Annotated in this window: 9 protein-coding genes; 5 read left to right on the forward strand and 4 right to left on the reverse strand. The window is 60.8% G+C overall.

Translation table 11 applies throughout. From position 1 onward, the window contains the following. Nucleotides 1–10: 10 nt before the first annotated feature. Complete coding sequence (gene argJ, locus JJQ51_RS07615) at nt 11–1,252, reverse strand: bifunctional glutamate N-acetyltransferase/amino-acid acetyltransferase ArgJ (protein ID WP_113354431.1); 1,242 nt, start codon at nt 1,250–1,252, stop codon at nt 11–13. Between the two features lie 174 nt (nt 1,253–1,426). After that, nucleotides 1,427–2,350, reverse strand: coding sequence for a peptidylprolyl isomerase (locus JJQ51_RS07620; RefSeq protein WP_069612949.1), 924 nt, complete (start codon nt 2,348–2,350; stop codon nt 1,427–1,429). A 246-nt stretch (nt 2,351–2,596) separates the two neighbouring features. On the opposite strand from JJQ51_RS07620, the gene secA reads away from it, so the two are divergent. Beyond that, the gene (gene secA / locus JJQ51_RS07625) at nt 2,597–5,317 is read left to right on the forward strand and encodes a preprotein translocase subunit SecA (RefSeq protein ID WP_113332346.1); all 2,721 of its coding nucleotides are present in this window, start codon (nt 2,597–2,599) and stop codon (nt 5,315–5,317) included. Between the two features lie 127 nt (nt 5,318–5,444). Here secA and JJQ51_RS07630 read toward each other — a convergent pair whose 3' ends face one another. Then, on the reverse strand, nt 5,445–6,074 hold the full coding sequence (locus JJQ51_RS07630) for a glutathione S-transferase family protein (protein WP_113332347.1): 630 nt from the start codon (nt 6,072–6,074) through the stop codon (nt 5,445–5,447). A 251-nt stretch (nt 6,075–6,325) separates the two neighbouring features. On the opposite strand from JJQ51_RS07630, the gene JJQ51_RS07635 reads away from it, so the two are divergent. Together JJQ51_RS07635 and JJQ51_RS07640 are read left to right on the forward strand one after the other, a co-directional pair. Beyond that, nucleotides 6,326–7,741 carry a lipopolysaccharide biosynthesis protein gene (locus JJQ51_RS07635; protein WP_269244471.1) on the forward strand — a complete coding sequence of 472 codons (1,416 nt, stop codon included), beginning with the start codon at nt 6,326–6,328 and terminating at the stop codon, nt 7,739–7,741. Between the two features lie 2 nt (nt 7,742–7,743). Then, on the forward strand, nt 7,744–9,015 hold the full coding sequence (locus tag JJQ51_RS07640; RefSeq protein ID WP_269244472.1) for a GNAT family N-acetyltransferase: 1,272 nt from the start codon (nt 7,744–7,746) through the stop codon (nt 9,013–9,015). Here the strand turns inward: JJQ51_RS07640 and JJQ51_RS07645 are convergent. After that, nucleotides 9,002–10,642: an AMP-binding protein gene (locus JJQ51_RS07645; RefSeq protein WP_269244473.1), complete on the reverse strand. Its 1,641-nt coding sequence runs from the start codon at nt 10,640–10,642 to the stop codon at nt 9,002–9,004. The genes JJQ51_RS07640 and JJQ51_RS07645 overlap by 14 nt on opposite strands. A gap of 255 nt (nt 10,643–10,897) precedes the next feature. On the opposite strand from JJQ51_RS07645, the gene JJQ51_RS07650 reads away from it, so the two are divergent. Further along, nucleotides 10,898–11,878 carry an aldo/keto reductase gene (locus JJQ51_RS07650; protein ID WP_269244474.1) on the forward strand — a complete coding sequence of 327 codons (981 nt, stop codon included), beginning with the start codon at nt 10,898–10,900 and terminating at the stop codon, nt 11,876–11,878. Nucleotides 11,879–12,194: 316 nt separating this feature from the next. Next, the gene (locus JJQ51_RS07655; protein WP_145636260.1) at nt 12,195–12,989 is read left to right on the forward strand and encodes a class I SAM-dependent methyltransferase; all 795 of its coding nucleotides are present in this window, start codon (nt 12,195–12,197) and stop codon (nt 12,987–12,989) included.

Raw genomic sequence — 12,989 nt, forward strand, 5'->3', positions numbered from 1 at the left:
CAGCTAGGTATCAGCTCCGGTAGTCGCCATTGATGGCAACATATTCCTTGGTAAGGTCGCAGGTCCAGACCGTTGCGCGGCCATTGCCGAGGCCAAGATCGACCTTCACGGGAATATCCTGCTGCTTCATGACATTAGAGGCGGCTTCTTCCGAATAGGAAGCGTCACGCTCACCGTTGACTGCGACGCGGACATCGCCGAACCAGATGGCGAGCTTGTCGCGATCCGCCATTTCGCCCGCCTTGCCGACAGCCATGACGACGCGGCCCCAATTGGCGTCTTCGCCGGCGGCGGCGGTCTTGACCAACGGCGAATTGGCGATCGAAAGCGCGATGCGCTTGGCAGCCGCGTCGTTTTCGGCGCCCGTCACCGTAATTTCGAGCATCTTGGTCGCGCCTTCGCCGTCGCGAACGACCTGGATGGCAAGATCCTTCAGCAGCTCGTTAAGTGCCGCCCGGAAACCGATAAGCTTCGGATCGTCGGCGCGATCGATATGCGCCTGACCATCAGCCGCGGCAGTGCCGGTGGCGAACAGCATCAAAGTATCGGAGGTCGAGGTATCGCTATCGACCGTCATCGAATTGAAGCTCGGGCCGACGCCTTCGGACAGCAGCGTCTGCAGCACGGCAGAAGAAATATCGGCATCGGTGACGACGAAAGAGAGCATCGTCGCCATATCGGGTGCGATCATGCCGGCGCCCTTGGCAATACCGTTGATCGTGACCTTGACGCCGCCGATCTCGGCGGTGCGGGTCGCGACCTTCGGATAGGTATCCGTGGTCATGATCGCCTTGGCGGCCTCGAACCAGAAATCGCTTGTCGCATCCTTCGCCATCGTATCGAGCACACCGGCGAACTTGCTGGCGTCAAGCGGCTCACCGATGACACCGGTGGAGGCGAGATAAACTTCGTTTTCACCGCAACCGACGGCAGCCGCCGCGGACTTGGCGGTCAGTTCCGTCGCCTGGCGTCCCTTGAGGCCGGTGAAGGCATTGGCATTGCCGGAATTGACGACGACGGCGCGCGCGCTGCCGTGCGCCAGGTTCTTCCGGCAGAAATCGACCGGAGCCGAAGGGCACTTCGAGCGGGTGAAGACGCCCGCTACGGCGGCCGGCTTGTCGAAGACCATCAGCAGGACGTCGGTCCGGTTCTTGTACTTGATGCCGGCGGAGGCCGTGGTCATGCGCACACCGCGAAGGGCGGGCATGGATACAAAGGTTTTGGGAGCGAGCGGAGAAACGGAACCGGACATGAGACCCACCTGGACGAGCATGATGCCGAAAAGTGTAGGCGGTTTTCGGATTACATCATGCTCTGCTTTTTAATTCTGGAGCGGATTCAGATTTTAGGTCGTATCGACCTAAAATCATCCGGCTCCAGTGAAGGGCCCGGAAAATCCGGGCCCTGATTGTTTGACTGCTGTCAATTACTGCTGCGGCTGAGCGTCGGGCGCTGCCGCACCGTCGGCAGGCGCAACTGCATCGTCGGCCGGTGCTGCATCCTGCTGCTTCTGCGCGTCGTCATAAGCCTTGCTGAGCGCCGGATCGTTGATGACGACCTTGGTATCCTGCTTGGCCTTGTTCAGGAGTTCAAGATACTTGTCGCGCATGACGAGCTGACGAACCTGGTCCTTGACCTGGTCGAACGGCGGAGGAGGAGCATTGCGCTTGTCTTCAACCTTGATGATGTGCCAGCCGAAATCGGTCTTAACCGGGGTCTTCGTGTAGGTTCCGACCGGAAGCGCGAAAGCCGCGTCCTCGAATTCCTTGACCATGCGGCCATGGCCGAAATAGCCGAGATCGCCGCCGTCAGCCTTGTTTGGATCCGTCGACTTTTCCTTGGCAAGTGCGGCGAAATCCTTGCCGGCATCGAGTTCCTTGATGATCGCCTTGGCTTCATCCTCGGTTTTCACGAGAATGTGGCGGGCATGAACCTCTTCCTGCTTCGGCAGGGCTGCGACTTCCTTGTCGTAACGAGCCTTGACTTCATCATCCTTGATGGCGTCGGCGACGTGAGCCTTGAAATAGGCATTGTGCAGCTCGCGGTCGCGCAGATAGGCCATGTGAGCCTGGAAGTCCGGCGTCTGATCGAGCTTCTCGGCAGCGGCCTTCTGCGACAAAAGCTTCACATCGACCGAAGCCGAGAGTGCTGCGACCTTCTTCTGGTCATCCGGAAGCTGGCCGAGCTGCGGATCGAGATTGGCGATTGCCAGATCGAGTTCGGATTGATGGATTTCGACATCGCCGACCTTGGCGACAACGGGGTCCTTGGCATCGGCCGCGAAGACCGGAGCCTGGAAGGTAACGATTGTTGCGAAAGCAACCGCAGCAAGCTTGTTATACTTCAACATAAAATAACCCTTCGGTGATCTCGACCGGCTCGACAGATGTGAATCCGGCGTGAAAAAGCCTTCAGCAGGAGAATGTGGCCTTTCTGTATCGGCCAAATCCCGTTGACATCAATCGACCCCCCTCTTATCTGTCACGCAACCTCGCGTCCAGAACAGTTTCCGGCCGTTTTGTGCTATACTCCCGTTTTTTTCGGGAATGGATCAAGCAGGAAACGGCAGGATGAAATCTCAGAAAGGACCAGTCACATGGTCAGCCTAGGTGGAATTGCCCGCAAGTTGTTCGGCTCGTCCAACGACCGTCGGGTTAAATCGTTCCAGCCGAAAGTAGCCGCAATCAACGCGCTCGAGCCGGAGATGCGTGCGCTGTCCGATGAAGCTCTGGCCGCCAAGACGGTTGAGTTCCGCCAGCAGCTCGCGGACGGCAAGACGCTGGACGATATCCTCGTGCCGGCCTTCGCGGTCGCTCGTGAAGCGTCGCGCCGTGTTCTTGGCATGCGACCCTTTGACGTGCAGCTCATCGGCGGCATGATCCTTCATTCCAATGCCATCGCTGAGATGAAGACCGGTGAAGGTAAAACTCTGGTTGCCACCCTCCCGGTCTATCTGAACGCGCTGGCCGGCAAGGGCGTCCATGTCGTTACCGTCAACGATTACCTGGCGCAGCGCGACAGCGGCACCATGGGCCGCCTGTACAGCTTCCTCGGCCTGACGACGGGCGTCATCGTCCACGGCCTGTCGGATGAACAGCGCCATGACGCCTATGCCTGCGACATCACCTACGCCACCAACAACGAGCTCGGCTTCGACTATCTGCGCGACAATATGAAATATGAGCGCGCTCAGATGGTTCAGCGCGGCCATAGCTTCGCGATCGTCGACGAAGTGGACTCGATCCTGGTCGACGAAGCGCGCACGCCGCTGATCATCTCCGGTCCGCTCGACGACCGCTCCGATCTCTATATCACCATCGACGCCTTCATTCCCCGCCTGGCGAAGGAAGACTATGAAATCGATGAAAAGCAGCGCTCGGCCAACTTCTCCGAAGAAGGCACCGAGAAGCTGGAAAACATGCTGCGCGAAGCCGGCCTCTTGAAGGGTGAATCGCTCTACGACGTCGAGAATGTCGCGATCGTCCACCACATCAACAACGCGCTCAAGGCGCACAAGCTGTTCCAGCGCGACAAGGACTATATCGTGCGCAACGGTGAAGTCGTCATCATCGACGAATTCACCGGCCGCATGATGCCAGGCCGCCGTTATTCGGACGGCCAGCATCAGGCGCTGGAAGCCAAGGAGCATGTGCAGATCCAGCCGGAAAACCAGACCCTGGCGCAGATCACCTTCCAGAACTACTTCCGCATGTACGAAAAGCTCGCCGGCATGACCGGTACGGCATCGACGGAAGCAGAGGAATTCGGCAACATCTACGGTCTCGACGTGATCGAAGTGCCGACCAACCTGCCGATCCAGCGTATCGACGAGGACGACGAGGTCTATCGCACGCACGCCGAGAAGTATAACGCCATCATCAATGAGATCCTCGACGCTCACAAGCGCGGCCAGCCGGTGCTGGTCGGCACGACGTCGATTGAGAAGTCCGAACTTCTCGCCGACCTTATGCGCAAGCGCGGCTTCTCCAATTTCCAGGTTCTGAACGCGCGCTACCACGAGCAGGAAGCCTACATCGTCGCCCAGGCCGGCGTTCCGGGCGCAGTGACGATCGCCACCAACATGGCCGGCCGCGGCACCGACATCCAGCTCGGCGGCAACCTCGAAATGCGAGTCGAGCGCGACCTGCACGAAATGGAACCCGGTCCGGAGCGCGACGCGGCCATTGCCCGCATTGCCGAAGAGATCAAGGAACTCAAGCAGAAATCGATCGCTGCCGGCGGCCTCTACGTCATCGCCTCCGAGCGCCATGAAAGCCGCCGTATCGACAACCAGCTGCGTGGCCGTTCCGGCCGCCAGGGCGACCCGGGCCGCTCGAAATTCTACCTGTCGCTCCAGGACGACCTGATGCGCATCTTCGGTTCCGACCGCATGGATGGCATGCTGCAGAAGCTCGGCCTCAAGGAAGGCGAAGCGATCGTCCACCCCTGGATCAACAAGGCGGTTGAACGCGCCCAGAAGAAGGTCGAGGCCCGCAACTTCGACATCCGCAAGAACGTTCTGAAGTACGACGACGTATTGAACGATCAGCGCAAGGTCATCTTCGACCAGCGTGTCGAGCTGATGGAATCCAAGGACCTCTCCGAATTCGTCGGCGACATGCGCCACGATGTCATCGAAGATCTCGTCGCCAGACATATTCCAGAGCGCGCCTATGCCGAACAGTGGGATGCCGACGGCCTGAAGACGGCTGTCGCCAACTTCTTCGATCTCGACCTGCCCATTCATGACTGGGTCAAGGAAGAAGGCATCGGCGAAGACGACATCCGTGCGCGCCTGACGGAAGCGGCTGAAAAGGCTGCGGCCGAAAAGGCTGAACGCTTCGGCCCTGAGATCATGACCTATGTCGAGCGCTCCATCGTGCTGCAGACGCTGGACAATCTGTGGCGCGAGCACATCGTCAACCTCGATCATCTGCGCTCGGTCATCGGCTTCCGCGGCTACGCCCAGCGCGATCCGCTGCAGGAATACAAGGCCGAAGCTTTCGAGCTGTTCCAAGCACTGTTGAACAATCTGCGCCAGGCCGTGACCGCGCAGCTTTCGCGCGTCGAACTGGTGCAGCAGCCGGCCGAGCCGGAGACGCCGCCGATGCAGGCCCGTCATATCGACGCGACAACGGGCGAAGACGAATTCTCACCATTCACGCTTGCAAGTGAGAGCGCTGTGGCACCGGAAAATCGCGATCCGCGCAACCCGGCAACCTGGGGCCGCGTCGGCCGCAACGAGGCCTGCCCCTGCGGCTCCGGCAAGAAGTACAAGCACTGCCACGGCGCCTTCGAAAGCAGCGAAGTGGTCTGAGCCTCGCAAACCGACAGCAATGAGCAAAAATGCCGCCTTCGGGCGGCATTTTTGTTTGCAACGATCAGGGACTACAACAATTCGCCGATAGGCGCCGCCGACAACCATTTCAGCACGCCCACCGCGTTCAGACAGCGGAATGCGGATCCTCATTGTAGAGATGCACCGGGTAGCCCGGTCCAATGACGTCAAGCACCCGATCGAACCAGGCCCTAAGCGCGGGGTAGTCGGCAAGATCCAAGCCGCAATCCGCCGCCCTATGGGCATAGGCGTAAACCGCGATATCCGCGATCGAGAACTCCTCACCAACAAGGAACGGCGTGTTCTTCAACCCGCGCTCGAGCGCTGCAAGCGTACGAAGGCTGCCCGCGCGCTTGGCCTCCGCCAAAACGGCATTGAGCTCGAGCCGTCCCGTGAGCGTCCAGAAGCGCAGCGTACCGATGACCGGTTCGACATGATACTGCTCGAAAAACAGCCATTGCATGACCTTGGCATGTCGATAGCGATCCGCCGGAAGAAACCGCGTGCCTTCAGCAACATAGGTGAGAATAGCGTTCGATTCCGCAATCGTTCGCCCATCCTCCAGTTCGAGAACGGGGATGCCTCCTGCCGGATTGAGATCGAAAAAGGCGTCCGTGCGCCCCTCCCCCTCGAAAATGGATACCAGGCGGGTCTGATAGGGAATATCGAGCAATCCGAACAGAACCCTGGCCTTCCAGCCATTCTGCGACGGCAAATAATCGTGAAGTGTGAGCATGAAATCCTCCTCCAATAGACCCTGGATTCTACATGCCGACCAAACCTCCGCCACCCGTTTCCTGCGACGGCTCTCCGAGTGGAGCGGGCATGAACTCCTCGCAGCCAACGGTTGCTTCTGCACTCACCCGACAGACAACCGACCGCATGCATGACCCCTGACATTTAACTATCGAAAGAACCGATTCTTAACTCTCCTCTGCCAAGACTAACGCGAGTTTGGGATCATACTTAAAGTATTGCGTATCGATCATGGCGGTCTTTCAAACAGCGGAAAGAATGTTGCCGTCCGCATTGCGGGCCGCGCTATCGCCGTATCTGCGCAAAGTCGCCGCTATGCTTACCGGCCGGGACGAAAAGGCAGTTTCACAGCGCATGGCGCTGATCGCCTTCACGATCCGCGTTGCAGGCGCCGCCCTCGCCTTTCTCTCGCAGATCATCCTGGCCCGCCTGATGGGGCGGTTCGAATACGGCATCTTCGTCTTCGTCTGGGTGCTGATGATCCTGTTCGGCAATCTCGCCTGCCTCGGCTTCCCGACCGCCATCATCCGCTTCCTGCCCCAATACGATGCCAACGGCAATCATGATGCCATTCGTGGCTTGAATGCCACGGCACGCCTGTTCGTGGTCGCCGTTTCGGGCAGTCTGGCACTGATCGGCGCGCTGCTGCTCTTCGCCTTCCGCGGCATGGTCGAACATTATTACGTCATGCCGGTTTTCCTCGGTCTGATTGCCGTGCCGATGATCGCGCTTGGAGACGTTCTGGACGGTACGGCCCGCGCCAAACACTGGCCAATCATGGCTCTCAGCCCGACCTTCCTCATTCGTCCGACGCTGATCCTGCTCTTCATGGTGACCGCCATCCTCGCCGGCGCGCCACGCGATGCCGTTACCGCCATGGCGGCGGCGCTTTCTGGCGCCTTCACCAGCGTCCTGCTGCAATATCTTGCGGTGACGCTCCGTCTGCGCCGCCATTATCCAAGCGGCCCGAAAACGACTGAATTCAGCGCTTGGACAGCCGTCGCCCTGCCGATTTTCCTGGTCGAAGGCGTGGGCTACCTGCTCACCAATTCGGACGTCATCGTCGTCGGCATTTTCCTCGATCCGGATGAAGTCGCCGTCTATTTCGCGGCGGCAAAAACGATGGCCCTGGTGCTCTTTGTCTCCTTCGCCGTCAGGGCAGCCATCGGGCCGCGTTTTGCCGCCATCCTGGCTGAGGGCGATCGCGGCAAGCTCGCAGCCTTCGCGACCGAAGCGACGCGCTGGTCCTTCTTTCCGGCGCTTGCCCTCGGCCTCGTGGTGCTGGCGGCAGGGCAACTCCTGCTTTCACTGTTCGGCGCGGCCTTCACCGAGGGCCAGATCGTGATGGCGATCCTGCTTGCCGGCATTCTCGCAAGAGCGCTCGTCGGCCCTGCTGAAGTGCTCCTGACCATGGCGGACAAGCAGATGCTCTGCGTCTATCTCTATGCTGTGGCGCTCATTGCCAACGTCGGCCTGAACGTTGCGCTCATCCCGCATCTCGGCATCGAAGGAGCGGCGATTGCCGGAGCGGTCGCCATGGCGATCGAAGCCCTGCTCCTGCACATCGCCGTGCGCCGTGCGCTCGGCATCACCCTATTCGCCCTTATCCGGCGTCCTGCAGCGCCATCGGCAACGAGGGCCCTCTGATCATGGCACGTCCACCCTATACCGAAACCACCGACAGCCAAGTGAACGCCCTGACGCATACGCTCGCAGCGCTGCATTTCGAAGCGCCGAAAGCCGAGGCTCGCGTCGAGGTCGGCCGCACCGGCCGCGAATTCTGCCTCTATCCCGGCAAGCTCGGCTACGAGCTGCAGGATGAGCTGGACTTCCTGTCCAACCGTGCCATGGAGCCGAACGTCTTCTTCTCCGGCCGCTTCCTCGCGCCCGCCATGCCCCGCCTTGAGGATCGGCAGGTGCGGCTGGCGCTGATGCGCGACAACAGCAGCACGCGCAGCCGCATCCGTCTGCTGATGCCCTTCACGGTCGACAAACCGGGCTTTGCAATAGGGCCGTCCATTATCCGGGTCTGGTCGAACTCGTTTGGCCCACTCGGCACACCCTTGCTCGACGCCGAGGATGCCGGCGAAACGCTCGACAACCTCCTCGAGGCGCTCTCCCGGCCGGAGCTGCATCTGCCGAGCACGCTCGTATTGCCGGATGTTCGTCTCAACGGTCATTTCGTCCAGATGGCCAAGGTCATCGCCATCGGCCGGAACCTGCCGATCGCCGTCGCCAACCCATTCCAGCGTCCGATGCTCCAGAGCAATGACGACGCGCTTACCTATCTCAAGCGGACGATTTCCAACGCGCACTTGCGGGAAATGCGCCGGCAGTGGCGGCTGCTGGAAAGCCTGGGCGAAGTCACCTACAGCGTCGCGCGCCAGCCCCGCGATATTCATGGGCGCATGGAAGAATTCCTGGCGCTGGAAGCAAGCGGCTGGAAGGGCAAGAAGCGCTCGGCGCTGGTCACCGATCGTCACCATGCCGCCTTCGCCCGCGAGGCGATTTCCAACCTCGCAGCCATCGACGCGGTGCGCATCCACACCATCGATCTCGACGGCAAGGCTATCGCCTCGATGATCGTACTCATTATGAGCGGTGAGGCCTATACCTGGAAAACTGCCTATGACGAGGCCTATGCCCGCTTTTCGCCGGGCAAGCTGCTGATGGGCGAGCTGACGGAATGGCATCTGGACGATGCCAACGTCGTTCGCTCCGATTCCTGCGCCGTGCCGGATCATCCAATCATGAGCCGCTTCTGGCACGAGCGTGAAGAGATGGGCACGCTCATCATCGGCCTGACGCCGAACGGCGACCGCGACGTCCGCCAGGTTACCACGCAGCTCCATATGTATCGCAGCACCCGCAACATGGCGAAGCTGCTGCGCGAAAAGATCCTGTCGCTTACGAAGCGCTGACCTCGGCGATCGCCCGCTCGCGCAGCAGGCGGCGGATCACCTTGCCCGAGGTCGTCAGCGGCAGAGCATCGACAAATTCGATCTCGCGCGGATATTCGTGCATGGAAAGCCGGGTCTTCACCCATTCGCGGATTTCGGCCGCCAGTTTGTCACTCGGCCCACGACCGGGCACGAGCACGACATAGGCCTTGACGATTTCCGTTCTGACCGCGTCCGGCTTTCCCACCGCCGCGGCAAGCTGCACGGCCGGATGGCCGCCGAGGCAATCCTCGATCTCGCTCGGGCCGATGCGATAGCCCGACGAGGTGATAACATCGTCGTCGCGGCCGACGAAGGAAATATAGCCATCTGCATCCTGCCGGCCGATATCGCCCGTCAGCAGCCAGTCATTGGCAAATTTTGCCTCCGTCGCCGCCTCGTTCTGCCAGTAGCCGAGGAACATCACCGGATCGGGCCGACTGATCGCGATCTGCCCCGTCTCGCCCACGGGAACCTCATGGCCATCAGCATCGACGATCGCGACACGATGGCCGGGGGCGGGCTTGCCCGTCGCCCCGCCGCGGCTGACGCCGAACGCCTCGCTGGAGGAGAGCACGAAATTGCATTCCGTCTGGCCGAAGAATTCGTTGACGCTGACACCAAGCGCGGACCGCGCCCATTCGAAGGTTTCACGGCCGAGCGCCTCGCCTGCAGACCCTATCGTGCGCAGCTTGAGATCATACTGCACCCGCGGATTGTCGACGGCCTTCAGCAAGCGCAGCGCCGTCGGCGGGATGAATGCATTGCGCACCTCCATCTCGGCCATGATGCGGAACGCCATGTGCGGATCGAATTTCTGCGCCGGGGAGGAAACGACGGGAACGCCGAGCATCAGGCTCGGCAGCAGCGCATTCAGGAGACCGCCGGCCCAGGCCCAGTCCGACGGCGTCCAGAGCCGATCGCCGGCTTTGGGAAAGCCCTCATGGGCGAATTGCATGCCCGGAATATGACCCGGCAGCACGCGATGCCCATGCAGCGCGCCCTTAGGCGGCCCGGTCGTGCCCGAGGTGAAGATCATCAAAGCCGGATCATCCGGGCCGGTCTCTGCCACGTCAAACAAAGGCGGATGGGCCGCCACCAGATCGGCAAAGCCGGCAACATCCTCTTCGGCGCCATCGATGCTAATCACCCGCGCCAGTTCCGGCAATCGGTCCCGGATCGGTCGCAGCCGTTCGAGGCCGAACCGGTTGGTGACGATGGCCGATGCCCCGGCTGCCCTCAGCCGGTATTCCAGCGCCTCGGCGCCGAACAGCAAGGCCAGCGGCAACGCGATCGCGCCCATCTTGTAGATCGCCACATGCGCGACGACTGTCTCAAAACTCTGGGGCAGCAGCAGCGCCACCCGATCTCCCGCCCGCACCCCGAGCGCGACAAGCGCATTGGCGAAAGAGGCGGAACGATCGCGCAACTCACCATAGGTCATGGAAAAGTGATTGCCGTTGGGATTGAAATGCTGAAGGCAGACGCGATCGGGCTCGTGCTCGGCCCAGGCATCGCAAACAGCATGTCCTATGTTGAATTTCGCCGGAATCTCCCAACGAAAGTCGCGATAGAGGGCTTCATAAGTATCACGCGGGGGCAATTTCATGCGCAGTTCCAGAAAATGGTGCGGTGCAGCTAACACCTGTCGCCTCTGGGGTTCAAGGAAACATTTGAAATCACCGTCTTCCCCCGGGCGCGAATCGCCTTATTTATTGAGGAATACTTCGAAGCTCTTCACGAATTCATGCGTCGACCGACGGCGACTTTGCCCGTCGATTTGCTTTTCGCGACGCACCCATCCCATCGCCCTTCTGACGATGGGCCTCCTTGTAGCGAATGATCGAATGGACGGAGAATAGCGATGGAATACGTAAAGCTCGGCAGGACCGGCCTTGAAGTCTCACGCATCTGCCTGGGTTGCATGACCTATGGCGATCCCAACAAGGGCACGCACGCTTGGTCATTGAAAGAAGAAGACAGCCGTCCGCTGCTGCGCCAGGCGATCGAAGCCGGCATCAACTTCCTCGATACGGCCAATACCTATTCCAACGGCTCGTCGGAGGAGATCGTCGGCCGCGCCATCAAGGATTTCGCCCGCCGCGACGATATCGTGCTCGCGACCAAGGTCTTCAATCGCATGCGCCCCGGCCCGAACGGCGCCGGACTATCACGCAAGGCGATCTTTGACGAGATCGACAACAGCCTTCGCCGCCTCGGCACCGACTATGTCGATCTCTACCAGATCCACCGCTGGGATTATACGACGCCGATCGAAGAAACGCTGGAAGCGCTGCATGATGTCGTCAAGGCCGGTAAGGCCCGCTATATCGGCGCTTCCTCCATGTATGCCTGGCAGTTCGCCAAGGCGATCTATATCTCCCGCCTCAACGGCTGGACGGAGTTCGTCAGCATGCAGGACCACCTGAACCTGCTCTACCGCGAGGAAGAGCGCGAGATGCTGCCTTTCTGCGAAGACCAGAAGATCGCCGTCATCCCCTGGAGCCCGCTCGCCCGCGGCCGCCTGACGCGTGACTGGGACGAGGCGACAGCCCGCACGGAGTCCGACGAATTCGGTAAAACGCTTTACACCCAGGCACTCGAAGCCGACCGTAAGATCGTCGATGCCGTCGGCGCGGTCGCCAAGGCACGCGGCATCCCGCGCGCGCAGGTCGCAACCGCCTGGATCTTGCAGAAAAGCGCCGTCACTGCCCCGATCATCGGCGCTTCCAAGCCCGACCACATCACGGATGCTATCGCCTCTCTGGAAGTCAAATTGACGTCGGAAGAAATCGAAACGCTGGAATCACCCTATGTCCCGCATGGGGTTGCTGGGTTCAAGTGAACCGGGATTTTGGAGCTGCCCAGGTTGGGCTGGTGATATTGCGGCTGGCTGCCTGGCCCCTCACCCCAGCCCTCTCCCCGCACATGCGGGGAGAGGGAGCTTTTCCTGCCCAATCCACGCCTTTCCACACGGTGAACGCGAGCATTTTTGCTCTGTCGTCCCCTCTCCCCGCGCGCGGGGAGAGGGTTAGGTGAGGGGCATTCCCACCCTCTGAAGCCTATTGACGCCACGGCAAATCGCGCAAAAGTGACTTCACGAACCGGTCATAGTTGGGGCTTAACAGATCGAGGTTCCTTCCCCCCGAGGATGATATCCAATGATCACTGTTCCCTTCGAAGCACGGCGATTTCAATCGACCGCGGCCTATTACCTGCGCTATCGCATTCCCTATCCTGACAAGCTGATTACCCGCGTCGCCGAACGCAGCGGCCTGAAATCAGGCGATCATGTGCTCGATCTCGGCTGCGGCCCCGGCCAGCTTGGCATCGCCTTCGCGCGGCTGCAGGGTGCCGCCGTCACCGCCATGGATCCGGAACCGGAAATGCTTGCCGAAGCCGAGATCGGCGCGAAGCAAGCGGGTGTCGATATCACCATCCGCCAAGGCTCTTCCTACGATCTCGGACCTGACATCGGCAGGCTGCATCTCTGCGTCATGGGCCGCTCCTTCCACTGGATGGACAGGCCGGCGACGCTTGAGGCCCTCGATAAGCTGATCGAGCCGGGCGGCGCCGTCGTGCTTTTCCACGATAAAGGCATTCTGGCGGAGCCGAACTGGCGCGGCATCCTTGAACCGCTGATGGAAACCTATTCGCCCGAGCGCAGCGCGGAGCGGCAGATGCGCCGGAGCAAGGAATGGGCGCCGCATGAAGCCATGCTGCTCGCCTCACCCTTCCGCAATCTGGAACGGATCGGCATCGTCTCGGAATATACCAGGGATATCGAAGAGATCGTCGGCCGCATCTTCTCGATGTCGTCGACCTCGCCGCAGGCACTGGGCGACAAGGCCGCCGATTTCGAAGCCGCACTTCGCGCGGAGCTGCTGGCGGCCGCACCCGATGGCAAATTCAGGGAGGTCGTCGAGGCGAACGGGCTGCTCGCCTTCCGCGACTAG

Source organism: Rhizobium sp. AG207R, from assembly GCF_027109195.1.
GTDB classification, from domain to species: Bacteria; Pseudomonadota; Alphaproteobacteria; order Rhizobiales; family Rhizobiaceae; genus Rhizobium; species Rhizobium dioscoreae.